This is a genomic window from Nocardia aegles (assembly GCF_052545135.1).
In genome coordinates this window covers 675,540-697,952 of record NZ_JBQWRI010000003.1, presented here as the reverse complement: position 1 = coordinate 697,952, position 22,413 = coordinate 675,540, and the positions used below count along the sequence as shown (strand labels likewise).

Genomic DNA, 22,413 nt, shown 5'->3' with positions numbered 1-22,413 from the left:
TTCAACCGGCTGTGTCGGAGGTCACCGATAAACTTTGAACAATGACTGGGAACGATGAGTATCGCCGGACCGGGCGACGAAGCCGTATGGCTGCGGTGCGTTCATCCGAGCGGTGGGTGAAGCGATGAAGACGACCGATCTGGCGAAGGTGCGCGCCACCTTGTGGGCGGCAGCCGACGAGCTCCGCGCAAACTCCAGGCCAGTATCGTGATCCGGTGCTCGGGCTAGTGTTCCTCGCCTACGCCGAGAACCGCTTCGAGCAGGTGCGCGAAGAAGTCGAGGCGAACGCCACCGCGCGGAACCCGGTCACTCCCGCCGACTACAAGGCGAAGGGCGTGCTCCACGTGCCCGAGGTCTCTCGCCTGTCCGGTTTGGTGGATCCGCCGGAGGGTGAGGACGTCGGCGCGGCGGTAGATCACGCGATTGTTCAGATCGAGGCGACCAACTCCGAACTGCGTGACATCCTGCCGCGCGGCTACAAGAAGTTGGAGCGTGCCACGCTGATCGAGCTGCTGCGCCTGTTCGCGCCGCTGCCGACCCAGCTCTCGGGCGATGCGTTCGGGTTCATCTACGAAGACTTCCTCTCGAACTTCGCCCGGCAAGAAGGCAAGGGTGGCGGCGAGTACTTCACGCCGTACTCGATCGTGCGGCTCATCGTCGAGATCGTGGAGCCGTACCATGGGCGCGTGTTCGACCCGGCGTGCGGCTCGGGCGGCATGTTCGTGCAATGCGCGAAGTTCGTTGAGCGGCATAACAAGTCGGCTTCCCGCGAGTTGAGCGTGTTCGGCGCCGAGAAGACCGAGGACACAGTGCCGCTGGCGAAGATGAACCTCGCCGGATGTGTCCGTCAGGCCCACGCTGGCCGACCTCATCGGTCAGCCGCACTGCCAATGTCCGGTCACCGTCGTGACCCCGGGATACGACGCCGGCGGGTTGTGGCCGTTACTGCCGTAGCTCGCCGTGATCGTGCCGCCCTTGTGATCGGCATCGATCGTCAGAAACTGACGCTCGATCGAACGGCCCGGGATACTCGCCCCGGACATCGCATACCGGGCATCGTGGTCGGTGTCATCGGCGATATGCAGGAAGTTGACCTCGCTCACGTACAAAAGTTCCGGCTCGCCCGGGTGTGCGTAGGCGCCGTCGGGATTGTCCTCGTAGGTCCCCAGATGCAGTGACACTTTGACTCCGGCGACGTAGCCGACGATGTCGGCGGCGAAGACGGTCTTGTCTATGCGGTCCGGTTTGTATTCCGAGCAGCGGGTCATCGTGCGACCCCATCCCGTCGCTTCCGAGGAGTGCCGGTGCACGTCGATCCCTCGATCCAGGGTCCCGACCAGATTGCCGGTGAAGCTCAGCGACTGCGGCAGGTCCGGTAACCGCGGCCCCGCGCTGGCACACCCGGCGACCCACACCCCCGTGCACAGTACGCATGCCAGCACCCCGACCCGACGACCCAGCACCATCCACCCACCCCATCTGCGCAACCGACCCGGCATCCCCAGAAATTACCGCACCCGATACCACCCCTTCCGCAACTGGCCCGGTCACGCGACCTGACCGGAAATCAGAATGACCGAGTCAGCCGGGTTTGCGCCACATCAGCACCGACTCACCGCAGTGCAGAGCACTTCGAACGCCGTGCAGACGACTCCGAACATCGACAGGCGGCTGACGACTGCTCTCGGGGCATGAGTCCCAAACCTGGACGAAAACTCGCTGATGGCTGGGCGTAGCGTGTTCGCTGCCGTGCTGCCGGCCCGGCCGCGACCGGGCGCGTCCTGATCGCGATCGCCTCCGCCTGCGGGCGAAGGTCGCCCAGATCGCCGAGGGCTTCTTCGCAACTGTCGACAGGGAGAAACGAATGACCATCGACCTTCGCCAGGTGACCGTCCTGGGCACCGGGGTGCTCGGGTCGCAGATCGCCTTCCAGACCGCCTTCCGCGGTTTCGAGGTGACGGCATACGACATCGACGACAAGGCGCTGGCCGCGGCCGAGGAGCGATTCCACAAGCTCGCGGCGCTCTACCGCGAGCAGGTGCCCGGCGGCGGGGACGGCAAGGCGGAGCAGACGGCGGCAAGTATCGCGCTCGATTCCGATCTGGCTCGAGCGGTGCAGGACGCGGACCTGGTCATCGAGGCCATTCCCGAGGTGCTGAGCATCAAGCAGCAGACCTACGAGAAGCTCGGCCGGGTCGCACCGGAGCGCACCATCTTCGCCACCAACTCCTCCACCCTGCTGCCCAGCGCCATGAAAGACTTCACCGGCCGTCCGGACCGGTTCCTCGCACTGCATTTCGCGAATCAGGTGTGGCACTTCAACACCGCCGAGATCATGGGCACCGCCGACACCGACCCGAAGGTGTACCAGGCCGTGGTCGACTTCGCCTCGAAGATCGGTATGGTGCCGATCGAAATCCACAAGGAGAAGGCGGGTTACGTCCTGAACTCGCTGCTGGTGCCGTTACTCAACGCGGGCATGAGCCTGGCGGCCGGCGGATACGCCGATCCCGAAGCGGTGGACAAGACCTGGCAGATCGGCACCGGCGCCCCGGCCGGGCCGTTCCGCATCCTGGACATCATCGGTCTGACCACGCCTTACAACATTCTGGTCAACAACCAGGACGAGAACTCCCAACGACTGGCCCAGTGGTTGAAGGAGAACTACATCGACAGGGGCAAGCTCGGCATCGCCACCGGCGAGGGCTTCTACAAGTACTGACCGGGCGAGGGGAACGCTGGAGCGCGCCACCGCCGACCGTGGGCAGCCGTCCGGACCAACGAAAGGCCCGGGAGGTGGATGTACAAGCGATTCGTCTTCGAGGAGTGGCACAGCCGTACTGGCCGAGGGCTTGATCAGATGCTGGCCATGACCAGACGCACGAGCTGCGGCTGGGAGTCGTCGATGTCGATGTCGCCATGGATGGGGTGCCGGTAAGGATCGTGTCACCAGGTACATGAAGCTGTCGTAAAAGCTCTGCGACAACGTTTTTCGCGGGTGTAGCTTGCCGTGGGTGATGAGGGAGTTGGCTCAGGACGAGCTGATCGATTGTTGGACGCTGGTGCGGGACGAGCCGGAGTTGGTGGCGACCAAGCGGGGTGCGGCGAAGCTGGGGTTCGCGGTGATGCTGCGGTTCTACGCCGAGAGGGCCGGTTCCCGCGCGGCCGGGCCGAGGTGCCGGACGAGGCGATCGCGTATGTGGCTCGTCAGGTGGGTGTGGAGCGGACCGAGATCGCGTTCTACGACTTCACCGGCCGCACCAGCAAGGCGCACCGCGCCCAGATCCGGGCGGAGCTCGGGTTCCGGGAGTGCTCGGTGGCCGACGCGGACGCGTTGACGTGGTGGCTGGTAGATCACGTGACCCAGATCGAGCGCAGCGGCGAGCGGGTGCGCGAACATCTGCTGTCGGAGCTGCGCCGGCGGAAGCTGGAACCTCCTACGTCCGGCCGGATCGTCGGGTCGGCGTTGAGCCGCGGCGAAGAGGTGTTGTTCGACCGGGTGCTGTCGCGGTTGCCGACCGAGGTGGTGGCGAAGCTGGTGGCGTTGGTCGCGTCGGCGGGCGGGGAGTCCGGTGAGCTGGAGGTTCCGAGTCGGCGATACTGAGTACGCCGAGCACAGAGTTAATACTCTACCATGGTAGACGGTATGGGAAGGGTGTCCATGTCCGAGGAGGGAGAAGCTGGGGAGGAACCGGATCTGGCCGCGTTGATGTTTCGTGTGCTGCCGCAGCTGGCGGCGCTGGAGGAACCGCTGCTGCGGGAGGCGGGACTGTCAATGTGGGAGTACGCGATCATGAGCGAGCTGGTGTCGACGCAGGTCGTGTCGCAGGTCGAACTGTCGCGCCGCACCCGGCGCGACCCCACCCGATTGGGCCGGCATCTGGACGAGCTGGCCACCCGCGGCCTGGTCGTGCGGGCACGGGCGCAGGATCAACGCCAGCGCACCGTCGGGCTCACCGACAGCGGGCGCACGGTGTACGCGACGGTCAAGAACCGCGTCAGAGCCGCCGAGGACGAACTCCTGCATGCGACGCTGAGCACAGTAGAAGCCACCGATTTTCGGCAGCTACTCACCCGGCTCGCAACACCCGATGCTCCGGCGGGCGACTCGGGCCAGCGATCATCCTGACGATCGCGGTGACCACGAGACAACGGCGCTCCGCCGAACAGTGCCGGGTACCGTCGGGCCCGCTAGGTGGGCGACGAGCACGAGGCAAGCTCGCCATCAGGGACTCGGCAGCCCCGGTAAATACTCCCCGGGTCCGCGTGTCGCGTCTCTCGTTCCGGCCGGTGCGTGACCGCCGGGGGCGTGGACATCCTTCCATTAATCGTCTACCGTGGTAGAGGATTTACCGCCGGTGCTTAGCACGCTCGCTATCACCGACCGCAACACGCCCCCGTAATCTGGCGCGCCCCGCCGGTCCCGACCGCGATGTGACGACCAGCGACAGTGGAAGCGAGAACACGCAGTGGACGTATCCGTCCTCCACAGCCTGACCGAAGACTTCGCGGCATTCCTGTCCGAAGTCACCCACAGCGACCTCAGCAGCCCGGTGCCCTACTCCACCTGTGACATCGGCGATCTGTATCTGCATCTGGTCGACCAGCACCACAACCTCGCCGCCGCTCTCGGCGCCCGGCCGATCCCCCAGCCACCCGGCCCGCACGACAGGCAAGCCCTGGATGCCCGCGTCGACCCGTATGGCGGCGTCGGGCTCGAAGCCGGTTACCGGCGCTCCGCCCAGCTCATGGAGAACGCGTTCGCCGCCACGACCGACATGAGCCGGCGCTACCAGGTCCCGGGGTTCCCCGCAGCGGCCGACATCGCGACCCTGTACGAGGAACAGATCCGCAATACCGTCATCCACACCTGGGATATCGCTCAGGCCTTGGGCTTTTCCTATCAACCGGCCTGCGATGTCGCCCTGCGCATCCTGCGGACCACGGTCCTGCGCGCGACCCCGCAGACAGACGAGTCGACCACCGAAACAGTCGACGGCACAGGCGTATTCGCTTCTGTGCTCACCTTGTCCGGACGCAGACGCTGAAGGTCCGGACAGCCGCTCGCTGCGCTGCCGGGGAGCGCCGGGGACACATATCCTGCCGTAATCCGTTGGGAGCCTTAACAGTATGACCAACAAGCAAATTGCCACCGAGCCGAACGATCTGGGCCGATACTTCCTCGAGCGCGTCAATGCGGGCGACCTCGACGGATTGGTGGCACTGTACGAGCCCGACGCCGTGCTGGAGTTTCCCTCCGGCACCCTCGTGACCGGACATGCGGAAATACGCAAGGTCTTCGAGCAGCTCATCGCCACCGCGCCGGTCCTCGAACGGGGCAGGCAACATCCGGCACTGGTGAACGGCGACCTGGCCCTCACAGCGACCACGTCGACCACCGGTTCGGTGTCGGTCGAGGTCGCTCGGCGCCAGCCGGACGGGTCGTGGCTGTGGGCGGTCGACCAGCCGATGCTGGTGTCCTGACCCCGGTGAGGGTGGTGCCGGCGGGCAGCATTTTCCGCGGGCATCGATGCCGCGTTTGCGCCCGGCGCGGCGCAGGGCCGCTGCGACACGGGCCCTGGTGAGTTTGGCCGCGTACGCGGGGGTCGGGGCCAGCGCCAGGACCGCGCGGGCTTCGGGTTTGGCGAGGTTCGTCCCGGACTTCCCGGCGAAGGTGGACAGGAATGTCGGGTAATACTCTCACAGCAGCTGTTTCATAGGTGATCACCTATGAAACAGGGTGATCCGACAGCGCCGTCCTGGGCGCCACAGCGGCGCGACCATCGCGCTGGAGCGTTGCCATATTCGATCGGGGTCGGAGTCTGTCGGCCTACAACCAGGTGTCCAACGTCGTCGTGGTGAGGAAGTGCTCCAGGTCGGCGCGCCACCGGCGAGGGCTTCTACAAGTACTGACTCGGGGCGGCGAGCACCACCCGCGCTAGACCGCGACGATCTCGAGCATGCTTTCCAGCCCGCGGAAATCCGCGCTGTTGCGGGTGTACAGCGGTAATCCACGTGCTGACGCGATCGCCGCTATGAGCAAATCCATCCGGCGGGGTCGCGGGTCGCGTTTCGCTGCCAGGGTGAGTGCTACCAGCGTGCCGTAACGCGTCGCGGCGTCCTCGTCGAAGGGCAACGGATCGAAATCCACGATGGCGGCGCCGAGTTGCTCGGATCGGGCGGATCGGGTGGCAGCGTCTTTCGCCGTGGCGACGCCTTGGTGCAATTCGGCCAGTGTGATCGCCGTTATCTCGCATATCTCCGGCAAAGACGCGGGATCGAGCGCGTACAGGTCGATGTAGGTGCAGGTGTCCAATACGCCCGATGCGTTCCGCTCGGTCATGAACGCGAACCCCAAGCGTCGTCGTCGCCGACTCGATCCTCCGTTCCGAAGAATTCGTCGGCCTCTCGCCGCATACGGGCATAGTCGACACGCGGGAGTTTGCGATGCCGTTCGACGAGTTCTTCCGCCGTTCGACGGCGCTTTCGGCCGACCGGTCGCACTTCTGCGACCTCGACCCCATTGCGGGTCACGCGAAAGGTCTCCCCGGCCTCGACGGCATCCATGACTGCCGCTGAGTTGTTGCGGAACTCACGCTGCGTGATCACCTTCATAACGTGATTGTAGCCCGGTGTAGCGCGTGGAGCTACAAGTGCTATTTGGTGCTGCGAAGCCCTACAACCAGGTGTCCAACGTCGTCGTGGTGAGGAAGTGCTCCAGGTCGGCGCGCCACGGGGCCGGGGTGGTCTTCTCGGGTTCGATGGCGGTGTACTGGCCGCGGTAGAACAGGAGCGGGCGGCCGGTGGTGGTCGTTTCGGTGAGGGTTTGGACTCGGCCGATGACGATGTAGTGGTCGCCGCCGTCGATTACGCTGTCGACTTTGCACTCGATGGTGGCCAGCGCGTCGTCGAGGAGCGGCAGTTCCAGGTCGGAGGCGTGCCAGGCGGCTCCGGCGAACTTGTCGGGTGCGCGGGAGCCGAAGCGGGCGCACACCTCGCGCTGCTGTTCGGCGAGGACGTTCACGCAGAAGCGACCGGATTTCTCGATCGCCGCCCAGGAGCGGGACGCCTTGGTCGGGCAGAACAGCACCAGCGGCGGTTCAAGGGAGAGGGCGGCGAAGGATTGGCACGCGAAGCCGATCGGCGCTCGGTCGCCGTCGAAGGTGGTGATCACGGTGACGCCGGTGCAGAACTGCCCCAGCACGGTGCGGAACCGCCGTGGATCGATCTCGGATCCGTCCGCGGTCATCGCTCGCTCGCCGTCACTGCTGCCGCTGCCCGACGGTGAAGTCGTGGCCCCACAGGCTCACCGCGGTGGATTCCCGCGCGATCCACTCGTGGTCGTCCACTTCCAAACCCTCGCAACCGAATTCGACGTCGAACCCGCCCGGGGTCTTCATGTAGAAGGAGAGCATCTTGTCGTTGACGTGCCGTCCGAGCGTCGCCGACATCGTGACCTTCTTGCGTAGCGCGCGGTCCAGGCACAGCCCGACGTCGTCGGCGTTCTCCACCTCGAGCATCACATGGACGATGCCGCTCGGCGTCGGCATGGGCAGGAACGCCAGCGAGTGGTGGCGCGGGTTGCAGCCGAAGAAGCGCAGCCAGGCGGGCTCGCCGTCGGCTGGGCGACCGACCAACTGCGGTGGCAGCCGCATCGAGTCGCGCAGCCGGAAGCCGAGCACGTCGCGGTAGAACTCCAGTGCCGCCTTGTCGTCCTTGGTGCTGAGCACCACGTGCCCGAGCCCCTGCTCTCGGGTGACGAATCTGTGCCCGTAGGGACTCACCACCCGGCGATGCTCCAGCGCCGCGCCGTGGAACGCTTCGAGCGTGTTGCCGGAGGGGTCGTCGAACTCGATCAACTCGTGCACCCGGCGTTCGGCGAGTTCGGCTGCCGTGCCCTCTTTGTAGGGCACTCCCGCCGCGTCCAGCCGGTTGCGGATGTCCTGCAATTCCCCGGCATCGGCCGTCTCCCAGCCCGAGACCCGCAACCGGTCCTTCTCGCCGGGGACGATCACCAGCCGCGCCGGGAACTCGTCCATGCGCAAATACAGCGCTGCGGGGTCGGCGCCCTTCCCCTCGACCATGCCGAGGACCTTCAGGCCGTACTCCCGCCAGGCGGTCAGATCGGTCGCCTCGATACGCAGATATCCCAGTGCGCGGATGCCCATCATTTCTCCTCGGCGCCCGCGAGGAAATCGATCGCGAGCCGGTTGAATTCGTGGAACTTCTCCAGCTGCGCCCAGTGCCCACAGCCACCGAAGACGTGCAGTTGCGCGCGCGGGATCAGTTTGGTCGCCACGAGCGCGCCGTCGAGCGGGTTGACGCGGTCCTCGCGGCCCCAGATCAGCAGCACCGGCTGACGCAGCCGGTAGGCGTCGCGCCAGAGCATGCCTTTCTCGAAGTCCGCGCTCGCGAACGACTTGCCCATCGCCCTGGCCGCGGCCAGCGCCTCGGGTGTGCTCGCCGAGGCGAACCGCTCCTCGATCAACTCCTCGGTGATCAGCGACTGGTCGAAGACCATGACGCGCAGGAACGCCGCCAGGTTCGCCCTGGTCGGTTCGTAGTTGAACTTCGCGAGCAGCTTCACGCCTTCGGTGGGGTCGGGCGCGAACAGGTTGATGCTCAGCCCGCCCGGTCCCATCAGGATCAGCTTTCCGGCCCGGTCCGGGTAGTCCAGTGCGAACCGGACCGCCGCGCCGCCGCCGAGCGAGTTGCCCAGCAGGTGCACCCGGGAGGTGATCTCCAGATGGTCGAGCAGCTCCTTCAACGCCGAGGCGCTGTGCACGAAATACTGCGGATGCTCGGTGGGCTTGTCCGAGCGGCCGTAGCCCGGCTGGTCGACCGCGAGCACGTGGAAGTGCTCGGCCAGCACCGGGATGTTGCGGGCGAAGTTCGACCACGAGGACGCGCCCGGCCCGCCGCCGTGCAGCAGAACGATCGTCGGCCCGGTGCCGACGCCCGCCTCGTGGTAGTGCAGCCGCAGATCGGGCCGCACCTGCGCGTAGCGCGAAGTCGATTCGGCGGTGAGTTCCGCGGTCGATGTCACGGTCACCCCTCCTAGACCATGCCGTCGGTGACGGGCAGGCCGAACTCGTGCGTGCCGTACATCAGGTAGGCGCGCTCGGGATCATTGGCCGCGTGTACCCGGCCCGCGTGCGCGTCGCGCCAGAAGCGTTGCAGCGGAGTGTCGTCGGCCAGCGCGGTGGCCCCGGAGCTCTCGAACAGCTTGTCGATCGCGGCGATCGAGCGGCCGGTGGCGCGCACCTGGTCGCGCCGGGCCCGCACGCGCAGGTCGAACGGGATCTCCTTGCCCGCCGCCAGCAGCGCGTACTCCTCGGCCACGTTGCCCGACAGCTGCCGCCACGCGGCGTCGATATCGCTGGCGGCCTCCGCGATGCGCACCCTGGCGAACGGGTCCTCCTTGGCCTTCTCGCCCGCGTAGGCCGCGCGCACCCGCTTGCCCTGGTGCTCGACGTGCGCCGCGTACGCGCCGTAGGCCATGCCGACGATCGGAGTGGAGATGGTGGTGGGATGGATTGTGCCCCAAGGCATCTGGTAGACCGGATCGGTATTCTGCGCCAGACCGGGCGATTTCAGTTCGCTCATGGCACGGAAGCTGAGGAACCGGTGCGAGGGCACGAAGACGTCCCGCACCACGACGGTGTTGGAGCCGGTGCCGCGCAGGCCGACCACGTTCCACACGTCGTCGATGCGGTAGTCGTCGCGGGGGAGGAGGAAACTGCCGAAGTCCACCGGCTTGCCGTCCTTGATCACCGGGCCGCCGAGCACCGCCCACGTGGCGTGATCGCAGCCCGACGACCAGGCCCACGCGCCGTTGACGAGGTAGCCGCCGTCGACGACCGCGCCCGCGCCCATCGGCGCGTAGGAGGAGGAGATCCGCACTTCGGTGTCCTCGCCCCAGACATCCTCCTGCGCCTGCTGCGGGAACAGCGCGAGGTGCCAATTGTGCACGCCGACAATGCCGGCCACCCAGCCGGTGGAGCCGCACGCGCCGGCGATCTTGCGCACGGTGTCGTAGAACAGCACCGGGTCGGCGGCGTGACCGCCCCACTGCCTGGGCTGGAGCAACCGGAAGAAGCCGGTCTCCTGCAACGCCTTCATGCTTTCGTCGGGAATGCGCCGCAGATCCTCGGCCTCCTGTGCGCGTTCGCGCAACGTCGGCAACAGCGCTTCGACCCGTTCGGTCACTTCTCGCGTCATCTCGGGACCTGCTCCTGCCTGCTCGGTGGAGGTCGGGAATCTCATTCGCCTCTGAGACTAGAACAGGTTCCTATTTCTGTCGAGAACCGTCGTTCACCTCGACTCGGACCTGGGCTCATGCAGGAAGTGGGGGCAATCGCTGGCGCCGAAGACGCCAGTTTTGTAACGTGTTCTAGTAAAGAAGGAGGAGGAACCGCGATGGCAGTTACCCCACCGCCGCCGAGCGACGGGCTCGGAGTCGGCAGCCTGCGAACCCACGGAGGGACCCGCGCGGCGGCCGATCCGACGCCGCGCGGCGGTAAGGTCCGGGAGCTGGATGTCGGCACCGCTCCGACCCGCTATGCGCGGGGATGGCATTGCCTGGGTCTGGCCCAGACGTTCCGGGACGGCGAGCCGCACGCGGTGAACGTCTTCGGCGCCAAGCTCGTCGTCTGGGCCGACCGCGGCGGTGAACTGCGGGTACTGGACGCCTACTGCAGGCACATGGGCGGCGACCTGAGCATGGGCGAGGTCAAGGGCGACGACATCGCCTGTCCGTTCCACGACTGGCGCTGGTCGGGCGCCAACGGCAAGTGCACCGCGATTCCGTACGCGCGACGGGTGCCGCCGCTGGCGCGCACCAGGAAGTGGACCACGCTGGAGCGCAACGGCCAGCTGTTCATCTGGCACGACCACGAGGGCAGCCAGCCGCCGCCCGAGGTAACGATCCCGCACATCAAGGGCCCCTACACCGACGCCGACGGCAACCCCAGCGAGCGACTCGACCGCGGATGGACCGACTGGACCTGGAACTCGATGCTGATCGAGGGCGCCAACTGCCGCGAGGTCATCGACAACGTAGTCGACATGGCGCACTTCTTCTACATCCATTTCGCCTTCCCGACGTACTTCAAGAACGTCTTCGAGGGCCACATCGCCACCCAGTTCCTGGAGACCAAGGGCAGGCCGGACATCGGCATGGCCGCCAAGTACGGCGGTGACACGCTGCTGAAATCCGAGGCGTCGTACTTCGGCCCTTCGTACATGATCAACCCCTTGATCAACATCTACCGCGGTTACGAGGTCAACAGCGTCCTGATCAACTGCCACTACCCGGTCACCCAGGACTCCTTCGTCCTGCAATGGGGCATCACGCTGGAGAAGCCGAAGGGCGTCGAGGGCGAGATGGCGACCAAGCTGGCCGAGAAGATGACCGAGGGCATCAGCGTCGGCTTCCTGCAGGACGTCGAGATCTGGAAGCACAAGTCCAAGATCGAGAACCCGTTGCTGTGCGAGGAGGACGGGCCGGTCTACCAGCTGCGTCGCTGGTACGAGCAGTTCTATGTCGATCTGGCCGACGTCACGGAGAAGATGACCCAGCGCTTCGAGTTCGAGGTGGACACCAGCAAGGCGAACGAGGCGTGGGCGGCCGAGGTCGCCGAGAACCTGCGGCGCAAGCGCGAGACCGACGAAGCCGAGGCGGGCGTCTGATGGCCGCAGGCTGGGCGAAGGCACCCGATTTCGCCGATCAACCCGCTCGGCGCGCCGAAGTGCGCGCCCAGACGGGGGTCGACCGACAGCGGTATCTGGAGGACGGCCTGACACCCCTGCGGTGCCGGACCTGCCATAGCCACGTACTGGTGCGCAAGAGCAGTACGCATCAGACGTCCGTGCAGTGGACCGGCGATCCGGCCGAGCACTGCCCGGTTTTCGCCGAACTCAGCGCCAGCGGTCACGGGCCGGGTCGCCCGGACTCATGTCCCGATCTGGAGCGCACCATCGCCTGGGCCGTGGCCGAGGGCGTGCTGGAAATCCATGAGTAGCAGGGTTGTTCGGTGGCGGTGCGCGACGATCCGGTCGCCCGCTGTTCGCCGCGGCGGTGACCGCGCTGTCGCGGCGGAGTCGTGCTCCGGCTACGTTGACGGGAACAAAAAAGACCTTCGTGCCGAAACGGATCGAGTCCGATTCGGTGCCGCAGGAGGGAGTTTCCGCGATGCTGGTGCGGCATCTGGACTGCGCGACCATGTGCCCGGCCGGCGGGCGCGCGCTGCTGGGCAGCGGTGGGCTGCTGACCGGCGGGCTGGTCGGCCATTGCCTGCTCGTCGAGTCCGATGACGGCCTGGTGCTGGTGGACACGGGTTTCGGCATGGCCGACGTGCTCGATCGGGGCAGGCTGGGTTTCGCTACCTCGCGACTGCTGCGTCCGCGTTTGCGCCCGGAACGCACCGCGCTGCACCAGATCCGCGGGCTGGGCTATCGACGCGAGGACGTCCGGCACATCGTGCTCACCCATCTCGATCTCGATCACGCCGGCGGGCTGTCGGACTTCCCCGACGCCACCGTGCACGTCTTCGCCGACGAACTCGACGCGGCGACCCAGCGCCCCACTCTTGGGGCGAAGCTGCGCTACCGGCCGCGCCAGTGGGAGCACGCTCCCCGCTGGCTGGCCCACGAGACCGGCGCCGACACCTGGTTCGGCTTCACCGCCGTCCCGGTGCTCGAGGACATCATGCTGATCCCGCTGGTCGGCCACACGCGCGGGCACAGCGGCGTCGCGGTCCGGCAGAGCGACGGGTGGTTGCTGCACTGCGGAGACGCCTATTTCCATCACCGGCAGTTGGCGGCGGGGAAGGCGCGTCCCCCGGTCGGCCTCGGCGTGTTCGAGGTGCTCGCGAGCACGCTCGGACGCGAGCGGGTGGCGAACCTGCAACGGCTGCGTACGCTGCACGCCGACCACGGCGACCGGGTGCGGATGTTCTGCGCGCACGATCCGCACGAACTCGACCGATTCGCCGCCGTGCCGGTGCGCTGAGCCCGATCAGTCCAGCCGGAAATCCGCGAAGTCGAATCCCGGTGCGACGACGCAGCTGACCAGGACGTATTCCGCGCCCGCGGGCCGCGCCGACTGGCTGACCCCGCCCGGCACCACCGCTTGGAGTGCGTGGCCGCGCGTCAGGTCGGGACCGAGGATCACCTCGTCGCCGCCGATGTCCAGCGCCAGCGGCCCGCCGCGATGCCACAGCCACAGCTCGTCGGAGCGCACCGTGTGCGGGGCCGACCGCTCGCCCGGCAGCAGCAGGAAATGGATCGCCGTGGCGGCGGCGCGCGGGCCGGGATAGCCATCCGGCGTGAATCGCGCGGGGCTGCGCCAGGTTTCGCGGTACCAGCCGCCCTCGGGATGCGGCGCGAGATCGAGTGCGACGGCGAGCGGCGGTCGATGATCGGTCATCGTTCGACTATGCCCGATCCTCCCGCGCCCCTCAGCGCTCCTCGATGCGCCAGGTGATTCCGAATGGCTCGCCGCCGCCGCGACGCGACACGGCGTCGGCCGATACCGCCGTGCGGCTGCGGTCCGACCCGACCGCAGCCGCCCGATGCTCAGTTGAACGGCGAGCGGGGCCGTTCCTGGAGTTCACCGTCGACGTAGATGTCGACCTTCTCGTTGTAGAAGCAGACCAGCCCGGCGATCTTCTGGCTCTCCGGAAGCGGCGTGCGGTAGCCCCACACGTAGTCGGGGTACTCCGCGCCGCCGACGCGGACGGTCCAGTAGTCGGCGGTGCCCTTGTACGGGCAGCTGGTGTGGGTGGCCGACGGGTACAGCAGATCCATGCGGACATCCGTCATCGGCAGGTAATACCGGGCGGGCAACCCCGTTTCGAACAGGATGCGCGGCGCGCGCGAGTCGGCGACGGTGACGCCGCCGATCTCCACCCGCACATGCCGCGAACTGGCCAGGATGTCTACGCGCGAGTACGGGTTGCGCGGGTGGACGTAGATCGGTTCGTCCTCCTCGAACCACTCGTCCATCGCACCCCACTCCAGCCGGACCAGCTCGCGCAATTCGGTCAGCGGCGACTCGTGATAGCGCAGCGCCGCCCCGCCCGCGGTCGTGCCGTCGACCATGACGTCGTAGACCGTCGCGTCACCGCGGCTGGTGGAATGCTGGGTCTGCCCGTTCGGTTCGAGCTTCGCGCGCAGGTCCGTGACCGGCAGATAGTAGGTCGGGTAGTGCGGGTTCTCCCACACGAGCACCGGCCGTACGCTGTCGGCGACCAAACGCCCGCCCAAGTAGACGCGCACACGCTTCTGGCTGGTTTCGACGCTGACGCGCCCCCGCTTCGCTTCGGTCATATCTCTTGACCGTACTCCTCGGGCGGGTGCGCGTCAGAGCGAAACGACGAAGGCGGCCACGCAGGCGCCGGCGACCGCGACCGCCCAGACGGCTTTCGGTTGCTCGGTGGTGCCCGCGACCGGGGCGCGGGTGGGAGCCACAGTGCTCATCACTGTCCCCTCGCGATCGGATCGTGCTGTCGTCCAGCCGCTTTCAGGGCTTTCAGCAGGTCGTGCAGTTCGGTGTCCAGTCGTGCCAGTCGATCGGCGTCGAAGCCGGGCAGGTGTCCGCCGATCGCGGTGGCGAATGCGCGGCGGGATTCGGCCAGCCGGGTTCGCCCGGCCGGGGTGAGGTCGACGATCACGGCCCGGTAGTCCTCCGGGTCCTTGCGCCGGGTCGCGAAGCCTTCCGCGACCAGCTTGCCGATCAGCGCCGTTGCCGCCGGCTGTGAACATCGGTCGATCCTGGCGAATTCGCTGACGCGCAGCGCGCCGTGTTCGTCGAGCACCGCCAGCGCCCGCAACATGGCCCGCGGCAGGTCGTCGCCGCTGATCACCCCGGCCAGCCGAGTGAGCCTGCCCGCGGTGACGAGAAGGTCGACGACGATGTCATCCGCTACGTTCACCTGAGCTTGCCGCACCGGGAAATTTTATTACATAGGCTAACTAACCGCGCTGAAGGGCTATCGATGGTGCAGTCGGCCACACGAGGTCAACTGGGGGCTATGTTCGCGTTGCGGTGGAAGACGTTGCCCGGGTCGTAGTCGGCCTTGATGTGCGCCAGCTTCGCGTATTTCGTGCGCCCGTAGGACTCGCGAACCCGGTCGTGGTCCGCGTCGGTCATGAAGTTGACATACCCGCCGCGGTTGCAAGCCAGCGGACGCAGCGCTTCCCAGGTCGTGCGCACCCATTCCCGGTCCAGGGCGAGCGTCTCGGCGTCCGGGGCGATCGCGGTGATATTGCACTCGTAATGCGAGTCGCGCGTGCCGCCGAACGCCGTGTCGTCCTCACCGACAGTGCTGAACATGCCGCTGAGCGGGAAAATCGGCATGAACGACAGCGGCGCGGTCTTCTTGGCGGCGTTCTCGGCCAGAACCGCGATGACGTCGTTGGAGAAATCGTAGAGATCCAGCGCCTTCTCATAGCCGTGCAGGCCCCACGGCGCGGCCGCGTCGAGCATCCGTTGCAATTCGACGTACCGCATGGGGGTGAGGAATTCGAATAGCGGCGGCAGCGCGTTCCGGATCGGCGCCATCGCGGCGGCGTGCTCCTCGGCCGTGCCGAAACCCGCGACGATCAGGGCGTGGCCCGCGTGGCCGTGGTATCGCTCCGGGACGAACGGCGCCGGTGGCGCCGACATCGCCAGCGCGATCAACGCTCCCGACCGGCGCGGCAGAGTGGGGATGAACTCACGGATCAGGCGGAGTGCGTCGGTACCGTCCGGCATGTCCCAGAACAGCAGGCCGAGGTGGATCTGCGGCCCGACCTGATGCAGGCGGTACTCGAATTCGGTGACCACTCCGAAATTTCCGCCGCCGCCGCGCAACGCCCAGAACAGTTCCGCGTTCTCGGTATCGGACGCCCGCACCACCTGCCCGTCGGCGAGCACCACCTGCGCCGAGACGAGGTTGTCGATGGCCAGCCCGGCCATGCGGGTCAGCCAGCCCATGCCGCCGCCGAGCGTGAGGCCGCCGACGCCGGTATCGCTGATCACCCCGCCGGTCACCGCCAGCCCGTACGCCTGAGTGGCGGCGTCCATGTCCGCCATCGTCGCGCCGCCGCCGACCCGGGCGCGCTCGGTCTCCGGATTCACCACGACGCCTTTGAGGGCGCTCAGGTTGATCATCAAGCCGCCTTCGCCGACGGCGGTCCCGCTGTAGGAGTGGCCGCCGCCGCGAACGGATATCTCCAGCCCGCGGTCGCGGCCGAAGGCCAATGCCGCGGCCACGTCACGCGGCGACAGGCACTGGGCGATCACGGCGGGATGCCGGTCGATGTCACCGTTCCAGATGGCGCGGGCGCGATCGTATCCGGTGTCCGCTGGGCCGTACACCGGCCCGGCGATGGTGGACCGCAACGCTTGGAGATCGGAATTCACTGTTTGCGTCATGGCATCCTCCCGGCTGGTGGGCCCCGACGACTTTGGGAAGGCGAGCCGGCATGTCGACCCGCTACGGCACCGATTCCGACCTGCGGTGCCACTCGAAAACGCATCCCCCGGCCATGCGCGTGTGGTGCCTGTCACATCCTAGTGCATCGGCGTCCGCGCCGCACAGCCTGTCGGGGCAGGGCGGTACCGCCGATTGGATCGGTGCGCCGCCGACCCCGCTCAGGAGGACTGTGGCACCGGGCGGTGCGCCACGCCGAACAAATGCGCGTCCCCGTGAGCGCGCTTGAAGAACAGGTGCGCGTCGTGTTCCCAGGTGATCGCGATGCCACCGTGCAACTGGACGGTCTCGGCCGCGATGGCGGTGAACGCGTCCGAGCAGTGCACGCGGGCGACCCAGACGTCCTCGGCGGCCGACGGGCTGTTCGAGGCCACCGCCGCGGTGGCCGCGACGGACGCCGACCGCGCCGATTCCAGCAGTACGTACATGTCGGCCATGCGGTGCCGGAGCGCCTGGAAACTGCCGATCACCCGGCCGAACTGCACCCGGGATTTGGCGTAGTCCACCGTCGTCTCCAGGCAGCGGTCGGCGGCTCCGACCTGCTCCGCCGCCAGCGCGGCCCACGCGATCTCCCGCAGCCGGGCGACCGTCGCGGACTGGTCACCCGAGCCGAGCCGTCGTGCGGGTGCGGCGGCGAAGCCGACTTCGGCCAGTTTGCGGGTGGGGTCCATGGTGGGTGCGGGTCGCCGGGTGACGCCCGGCGCGGTGGGCTCGATCTCGAACAGACCGGTCGGCGTGACGACGACGAAGGTGTCCGCCGACATCCCGTCGAGCACGTAGTACGCGGTCCCGGTGAGCGCGCCATCCGTCTCGTGCACGCCCGGCTCGTCCCAGCCGCGCTCGTCCGCCCAGCAAACCGCGATCGTGCGCGTCCCCTCGGCGACCTGAGGCAGCAGCCGCGCGCACGCCTCCGCGTCGCCGGACCGCAGCACCGCCTGTGCGCCGAGGACAGCCGAGCCGAGCATCGGCACCCCGGCCAGCGTGCGGCCCAATTCGCCCACCACCGCGAAAGATTCGACCAGGCTCGCGTCCACGCCGCCGTACCGCTCGGGAATCGCCAGCGCCGCGACACCGATCTGGTCGCACAGCAGCCGCCACAGCGCCGGGTCGTAGCCGAGCTTGGTGTCCATCGCGGCGCGCACCGCCGCGGACCCGGCGTGCTTGGTCAGCAGCGCCCGCACCGAGGCGAGGAATTCCTGATGTTCGGCGGTGCTCATCGGAGTCCTTTCGGCCGGCCCTGCGTGGTGACGCTTCGCTATGCGATGCCTCGGGCGGCGCGTTTCTGGTCGGTGTCGTCCCGCAGCGCGTGGGCGATCCGGGCGCGGTGCAGGGCCGGTGTGCCCCAGGCCGAACGCAGGGCGGTCACCTTGGTCAGCCACAGCGAGAGGTCGTACTCGGCGGTGTAGCCGATCGCGCCGTGCACCTGGAGCGCGGTGCGGGCCGCGCGGTAGGCGGCGTCGCCGCAGGCGATCACGGCGGCCGAGACGTCACGGCCGCGGGTGGGGCCGGTCATGGTCAGCGCGGCCCGGTAGAGCAGCGGCTCGGCCAAGTCCAGTGCGATGAGCACATCGGCCAGCTTGTGTTGCACGGCCTGGAACTCGCCGATCGGTTTGCCGAATTGCTTGCGCTGCTTGGCGTATTCGGTGGACGCGTGCAGCAGTGCCTTGCCCGCGCCGAGCAGCTGGGCCGCGCAGGCCAGCGCGCCGGTGTCGAAACCGGCGGCCACGGCCGCGCCGACCTGCTCACCCTCGGCGACGATCTCGGCCGCGGCGACCGTGAACAGGCGGCGGGCGGGATCGACCGATCGCACCAGTCCGATGCGGCGCCCGATGGACAGCCGCTCGCCCGCCAGCAAGACCAGATCGGCGGTGTCAGCGTCCAGCGCGACACCGCTGTGGCCGGGCCCGGTGAAGGCGACGGTGCCCAGCGCCGTGCCCGCCACGAAGCCGGGCAGCCGGCGCGCGGCCGGGCCCTGGTCCGGAAGCGCTCGCAGCAGTGCCGGAATCGCCGCGCCGGTCTCCACCAGCGGTCCCGGCACGGCCGCCCGGCCGATCTCCTGGAACGCCACGACCAGATCGATCGGTTCGGCGCCGCTTCCGCCGTGTTCCTCCGCGACGGCTAGCCCCAGCACACCGGTCTCGGCCAGTTGCCGGATCAACGCGCGACCGGGCCCGGTGTCGCCGGAGGCCCACGCGCGCGCGGCGGCGGGCACGCGCCCCGCCTCCAGCAGTTTGCGCAGGCCGGCGCCGAAATCGAGGTGTTCGGGGCTGAGCGCGAATCTCATCGGCCGCTTCCTCTCGGTAATCCGAGCAGCCGCTCGGCGATGATGGTGCGCTGGATCTCGTTGGTGCCCGCGTAGATCGGTCCCGACAGCGCGAACAGGTAACCGTCGGTCCACGGTCCGGAACGCTCGGCCGCGGGACCGAGCAGCTCGAGCGCGGTTTCGTGCATGGCGATGTCCAGCTCCGACCAGAACACCTTGGTGATCGAGGATTCCGCGCCCAGCTTGCCGCCGTCGTCGAGCCGGGTGACCGTGCCGAATGTGTGCAGCCGGTAGGCCTCGCTGCCGATCCAGGCGTCCACCACCGCGTCGCGCTGCGCGGTGTTGTCCTCCTCGCCCGCCTCCCGCCACAGCTCGATCAGCCGCTGCGCGGTGGCGCTGAACCGGCCGGGGCTGCGCAGCGAGAGGCCGCGTTCGTTGCTGGAGGTGCTCATCGCCACGCGCCAGCCCGCGCCGGGGGCGCCGATGACGTCGCGGTCCGGCACGAACACGTCGTCGAGGAAGATCTCCGCGAAGCCGGGTTCTCCGTCCAGTTGCGGGATCGGGCGCACCGAAACCCCGTCGGCGGTCAGCGGGAACATGACGTAGGTGAGGCCTTGGTGCCGCTCGGCCTCGGGGTCGCTGCGGAACAGCCCGAACGCCCGGTCCGCGAAGGCGGCGCGCGAACTCCACGTTTTCTGTCCGCTCAGCAGCCAGCCGCCGTTGGTGCGCCGGGCGGTTGAGCGGATACCCGCCAGGTCACTGCCCGCTTCCGGTTCCGACCACGCCTGCGCCCAGATGTCGTCGCCGCGCGCCATCCGCGGCATGATCCGTTCCAGCTGTTCGCGGGTGCCGTGTTCGAAAAGCGTCGGCGCCAGCAGGAATATGCCGTTCTGGCCGACCCGCCCCGGTGCGCCCGCCGCGTAGTACTCCTGCTCGAACAGCACCCATTCCAGCAGCGAGGCATCGCGCCCGCCGAACTCCTCCGGCCAGGCCACCACCGAGAGCCGGGCGTCGGCGAGGGTGCGCTCCCACGCGCGGTGCGCCTCGAATCCCGCTTCGGTGTCCATGGCGGGCAGCGGTTTCGCGGGTTTGTTCGCGGCCAGGAATTCGCGGACCTCCCGCTGGAATTCCTGGGTCGACCGGTCGAGCTCCAGATCCACTAGGTCGTTCCGTTCTGTTCTGCGCTGCTCGCGGAGGCCTTCATCGACTCGGCGTTCATCCCGCCCAGCGAGTCGGCGCCGACCTCGGCGTTGTGCGCGTGCGCGAAGTGGTGCAGGCCGAAGACCGAGTCCATGCCCGACCGCATGCCCATCAGGTCCTCGGCCTGGTTGACCGCCTTCTTCGTGAGCGCGAGACCGAACTGCGGCATGGTGGCAATCCTTTCGGCCAGCGCGAGGGTCTCGGCCTCCAGTTCGGCGCGCGGCACCACGCGGTTGACCATGCCCCACTCCTTGGCCTGTGCCGCGCTGAACCGATCGCCGGTGAACAGGAATTCCTTCGCCGCGCGCGGACCCATCACCCACGGGTGCGCGAAGTACTCCACGCCCGGAATACCCATGCGGACCACGGGATCGGAGAAGAACGCGTCGTCGGCGGCGATGATCAGATCGCACACCCAGGCCAGCATGAGCCCGCCCGCGATGCAGGCGCCCTGGACCATGGCGATGGTCGGCTTGGGGATCTCCCGCCAGCGCCTGCACATGCCGAGGTAGACCTCGAGCTCACGGGCGAAGCGCTGGTCGCCGCCGGCCCGGTCCACGTGGTCCCACCACAGCGCGGCCTTGTTCTGGTACCGCACGTGGTGGTCGCGGCCGGGCGTGCCGATGTCGTGCCCGGCGCTGAAATGCTCGCCGTTGCCCGCCAGCACGATCACCCCGACTTCGGGATCCGCCACGGCGCGCTCGAACGCGGCGTCGAGGGCGTAGGTCATCACCGAGTTCTGCGCGTTGCGGTAGTCCGGCCGGTTCAGCCTGACGATCGCGACGCGCCCGCGCCGCTCGTAGGTGACGACCTCGCCCTCGTCCGGTATCGCCGGACCACGGTCCGGGCCTGCCGGTTCCGACATTACGACTCCTTCTCACGTAGTTGGCGCTTGAGCACTTTCCCGGCGGCGCTGTAGGGCAGCTGATCGCGGAATTCGACGAATCGCGGCACCTTGAAATTGGCCAGCACGGTGGTGGCGTGGGCGAGCACCTGGTCCTCGGTGAGGCCTGAGCCGGGCTTGCGCACCACATAGGCCTTGCCCACCTCGCCCATCCTCGTGTCGGGCACGCCGATGACCGCCGACTCCGCCACGCCGTCCAGCCGGGCCAGCGCCTGTTCCACTTCGGCGGGGTAGACGTTGAAGCCGCCGCAGATGTACATGTCCTTGAGCCGGTCGGTGATCGTCAGGTAGCCGCGGTCGTCGATCGTGCCGATATCGCCGGTGTGCAGCCAGCCGGCGGCGTCGATCGTCTCCGCGGTGCCGTCCGGATCGTCCAGATACCCGAGCATCACGTTCGGTCCGCGCAGCAGGATCTCGCCGGCTTCGCCGAGGCGCAGTTCGAAATCCGCGATCGGCCTGCCGCAGGTGTTCGCGATGGTCTCGGCGTCGTCGTCGACGCGGCACATGGTGCCGAATCCCGCGCTCTCGGACAGGCCGTAGGCGGTGACGACGACGTCGAAGGCCAGTTCCGAGCGCATCCGCTCGATCAGCACCACCGGCACCGTCGCCGCTCCGGTGACGGCCACCCGCAGGGAACTCGAGTCGAATTCGGCGCGGCGCGGGAAATCCAGGATCGTCTGGTAGATCGTCGGCGGACCGGGCAGCACGGTGACCCGCTCCGAGTCGATCAGTCGCATCGTCTCCGGCACGTCGAAAACGGCTTGCGGGATGATCGTGGCCCCTGTGACCAGGCAGGCGAGAATGCCCGCCTTGTAACCGAAATTGTGGAAGAACGGGTTCACCACCAGATACCGGTCGTCGCCGCGCAGGGTGGCGCATTCGGCCCAGGCCCGCACCACCGACAGCGCTTGCCGGTGCGCGACCAGCGTGCCCTTACTGCGGCCGGTGGTGCCGGAGGTGAACAGGATGTCGGAGATGTCGTCGGGGCGGACCGACTCGGCGCGTTCCTCGGCTTCGGCGACGGTGACCGGCGCGGCGACGGTCGCGAGTTCCGACCAGTCCAGCGCGGCGATGTCGGTGTTCTCCGTGCCGGGCTCCGCCGGGATCACCACCACCGTGTCGATGGCCGGACCGGCGGCGCACGTACGTAGTTCGGCGAGGCGGTCGCGGCCGAGGAACGGTCCCGCGATGAACAGAGCCTTCGCGTCCACCCGTCCGAGCACGTCGGCGGCCTCGGCGGCCAGGTAGCGGGTGTTCAACGGCACCAGCGCCGCGCCCGCGTAGTGGGCGGCGAGCGCGGCGATCGCCCAGTGGTGGGTATTGGGTGCCCAGATGGCCACGCGGTCGCCCGTTCGCACTCCGCGCGCGATGAGCGCCCGCGCCACTTCCTGGACCGCCTCGAGCAATTGGGTCCAGTTCAGCCGCACCGAGCCGTCGGCGATCGCGGGAGTGTCGCCGAAGGTCCGAGCGGCGTGGTGCAGTGCTGTCGGTGTCGTCTGTGCCGGGGTTGCCACGGTTGTCCTTACCGTCTGCGAGCGAGTCATGCGCGCACACTACAAAGCAAGTGC

24 protein-coding genes are annotated in these 22,413 nt (G+C 68.1%); 9 read left to right on the top strand and 15 right to left on the bottom strand.

Annotation, left to right across the window (positions count from 1 at the left end; all coding sequences use genetic code 11):
* The first annotated feature begins 215 nt into the window (after positions 1-215).
* The 6 genes from ACT89H_RS13115 (at position 216) to ACT89H_RS13090 (ending at position 5,484) form a co-directional block, all read left to right on the top strand.
* Positions 216-1,178 (top strand): class I SAM-dependent DNA methyltransferase, encoded by a 963-nt coding sequence (locus ACT89H_RS13115; RefSeq protein WP_445108826.1) that lies wholly within the window; start codon positions 216-218, stop codon positions 1,176-1,178.
* A gap of 686 nt (positions 1,179-1,864) precedes the next feature.
* Positions 1,865-2,722, top strand: coding sequence for a 3-hydroxyacyl-CoA dehydrogenase (locus tag ACT89H_RS13110; RefSeq protein ID WP_445108825.1), 858 nt, complete (start codon positions 1,865-1,867; stop codon positions 2,720-2,722).
* A gap of 288 nt (positions 2,723-3,010) precedes the next feature.
* Complete coding sequence (locus tag ACT89H_RS13105) at positions 3,011-3,604, top strand: DUF4158 domain-containing protein (RefSeq protein WP_445108824.1); 594 nt, start codon at positions 3,011-3,013, stop codon at positions 3,602-3,604.
* Positions 3,605-3,661: 57 nt separating this feature from the next.
* Positions 3,662-4,129 (top strand): MarR family winged helix-turn-helix transcriptional regulator, encoded by a 468-nt coding sequence (locus ACT89H_RS13100; protein WP_445108823.1) that lies wholly within the window; start codon positions 3,662-3,664, stop codon positions 4,127-4,129.
* Positions 4,130-4,469: 340 nt separating this feature from the next.
* Complete coding sequence (locus ACT89H_RS13095; RefSeq protein ID WP_445108822.1) at positions 4,470-5,048, top strand: maleylpyruvate isomerase family mycothiol-dependent enzyme; 579 nt, start codon at positions 4,470-4,472, stop codon at positions 5,046-5,048.
* 82 nt (positions 5,049-5,130) lie between these two features.
* Positions 5,131-5,484: a YybH family protein gene (locus tag ACT89H_RS13090; protein WP_445108821.1), complete on the top strand. Its 354-nt coding sequence runs from the start codon at positions 5,131-5,133 to the stop codon at positions 5,482-5,484.
* Positions 5,485-5,938: 454 nt separating this feature from the next.
* Here ACT89H_RS13090 and ACT89H_RS13085 read toward each other — a convergent pair whose 3' ends face one another.
* The 6 genes from ACT89H_RS13085 to hsaA form a co-directional block, all read right to left on the bottom strand.
* Positions 5,939-6,343, bottom strand: a complete 405-nt coding sequence (locus ACT89H_RS13085; RefSeq protein ID WP_445108820.1) for a type II toxin-antitoxin system VapC family toxin — start codon at positions 6,341-6,343, stop codon at positions 5,939-5,941.
* Positions 6,340-6,567, bottom strand: a complete 228-nt coding sequence (locus ACT89H_RS13080) for a hypothetical protein (RefSeq protein WP_445108911.1) — start codon at positions 6,565-6,567, stop codon at positions 6,340-6,342. Before ACT89H_RS13080 ends, ACT89H_RS13085 begins: the two co-directional genes overlap by 4 nt.
* Before the next feature lie 109 nt (positions 6,568-6,676).
* Positions 6,677-7,249 (bottom strand): 3-hydroxy-9,10-secoandrosta-1,3,5(10)-triene-9,17-dione monooxygenase reductase subunit, encoded by a 573-nt coding sequence (gene hsaB, locus ACT89H_RS13075; RefSeq protein ID WP_445108819.1) that lies wholly within the window; start codon positions 7,247-7,249, stop codon positions 6,677-6,679.
* 13 nt (positions 7,250-7,262) lie between these two features.
* Entirely contained in the window at positions 7,263-8,168 is a 906-nt protein-coding gene (gene hsaC, locus ACT89H_RS13070) for an iron-dependent extradiol dioxygenase HsaC (RefSeq protein WP_445108818.1), read from the bottom strand.
* Positions 8,168-9,046 carry a 4,5:9,10-diseco-3-hydroxy-5,9,17-trioxoandrosta-1(10),2-diene-4-oate hydrolase gene (hsaD, locus tag ACT89H_RS13065; RefSeq protein WP_445108817.1) on the bottom strand — a complete coding sequence of 293 codons (879 nt, stop codon included), beginning with the start codon at positions 9,044-9,046 and terminating at the stop codon, positions 8,168-8,170. The genes hsaC and hsaD overlap by 1 nt, the downstream gene beginning before the upstream one ends.
* Positions 9,047-9,057: 11 nt before the next feature.
* On the bottom strand, positions 9,058-10,221 hold the full coding sequence (gene hsaA / locus ACT89H_RS13060) for a 3-hydroxy-9,10-secoandrosta-1,3,5(10)-triene-9,17-dione monooxygenase oxygenase subunit (RefSeq protein WP_445108816.1): 1,164 nt from the start codon (positions 10,219-10,221) through the stop codon (positions 9,058-9,060).
* Positions 10,222-10,419: 198 nt separating this feature from the next.
* On the opposite strand from hsaA, the gene ACT89H_RS13055 reads away from it, so the two are divergent.
* The 3 genes from ACT89H_RS13055 (at position 10,420) to ACT89H_RS13045 (ending at position 13,012) form a co-directional block, all read left to right on the top strand.
* A complete protein-coding gene (locus ACT89H_RS13055; RefSeq protein WP_445108815.1) occupies positions 10,420-11,691 on the top strand; it encodes a 3-ketosteroid-9-alpha-monooxygenase, oxygenase component in 1,272 nt (423 codons plus the stop codon).
* Entirely contained in the window at positions 11,691-12,023 is a 333-nt protein-coding gene (locus ACT89H_RS13050; RefSeq protein WP_445108814.1) for a hypothetical protein, read from the top strand. The genes ACT89H_RS13055 and ACT89H_RS13050 overlap by 1 nt, the downstream gene beginning before the upstream one ends.
* 119 nt (positions 12,024-12,142) lie before the next feature.
* Positions 12,143-13,012: an MBL fold metallo-hydrolase gene (locus tag ACT89H_RS13045; protein WP_445108813.1), complete on the top strand. Its 870-nt coding sequence runs from the start codon at positions 12,143-12,145 to the stop codon at positions 13,010-13,012.
* A 6-nt stretch (positions 13,013-13,018) separates the two neighbouring features.
* On the opposite strand, the gene ACT89H_RS13040 is transcribed toward ACT89H_RS13045, so the two are convergent.
* The 9 genes from ACT89H_RS13040 to ACT89H_RS13000 form a co-directional block, all read right to left on the bottom strand.
* Positions 13,019-13,429, bottom strand: a complete 411-nt coding sequence (locus ACT89H_RS13040; protein WP_445108812.1) for a cupin domain-containing protein — start codon at positions 13,427-13,429, stop codon at positions 13,019-13,021.
* Positions 13,430-13,578: 149 nt separating this feature from the next.
* On the bottom strand, positions 13,579-14,331 hold the full coding sequence (locus tag ACT89H_RS13035) for a DUF427 domain-containing protein (protein WP_445108811.1): 753 nt from the start codon (positions 14,329-14,331) through the stop codon (positions 13,579-13,581).
* Between the two features lie 149 nt (positions 14,332-14,480).
* Entirely contained in the window at positions 14,481-14,951 is a 471-nt protein-coding gene (locus ACT89H_RS13030; protein ID WP_445108810.1) for a MarR family winged helix-turn-helix transcriptional regulator, read from the bottom strand.
* A gap of 71 nt (positions 14,952-15,022) precedes the next feature.
* Positions 15,023-16,420: an FAD-binding oxidoreductase gene (locus ACT89H_RS13025; protein ID WP_445108809.1), complete on the bottom strand. Its 1,398-nt coding sequence runs from the start codon at positions 16,418-16,420 to the stop codon at positions 15,023-15,025.
* Between the two features lie 219 nt (positions 16,421-16,639).
* Positions 16,640-17,695, bottom strand: a complete 1,056-nt coding sequence (locus ACT89H_RS13020; protein ID WP_445108808.1) for an acyl-CoA dehydrogenase family protein — start codon at positions 17,693-17,695, stop codon at positions 16,640-16,642.
* A 38-nt stretch (positions 17,696-17,733) separates the two neighbouring features.
* The gene (locus tag ACT89H_RS13015; RefSeq protein ID WP_445108807.1) at positions 17,734-18,762 is read right to left on the bottom strand and encodes an acyl-CoA dehydrogenase family protein; all 1,029 of its coding nucleotides are present in this window, start codon (positions 18,760-18,762) and stop codon (positions 17,734-17,736) included.
* Positions 18,759-19,901, bottom strand: coding sequence for an acyl-CoA dehydrogenase family protein (locus ACT89H_RS13010; protein WP_445108806.1), 1,143 nt, complete (start codon positions 19,899-19,901; stop codon positions 18,759-18,761). Before ACT89H_RS13010 ends, ACT89H_RS13015 begins: the two co-directional genes overlap by 4 nt.
* Entirely contained in the window at positions 19,901-20,806 is a 906-nt protein-coding gene (locus tag ACT89H_RS13005) for an enoyl-CoA hydratase (RefSeq protein WP_445108805.1), read from the bottom strand. The genes ACT89H_RS13010 and ACT89H_RS13005 overlap by 1 nt, the downstream gene beginning before the upstream one ends.
* Entirely contained in the window at positions 20,806-22,359 is a 1,554-nt protein-coding gene (locus ACT89H_RS13000) for a FadD3 family acyl-CoA ligase (RefSeq protein WP_445108804.1), read from the bottom strand. Before ACT89H_RS13000 ends, ACT89H_RS13005 begins: the two co-directional genes overlap by 1 nt.
* Positions 22,360-22,413: the final 54 nt, after the last annotated feature.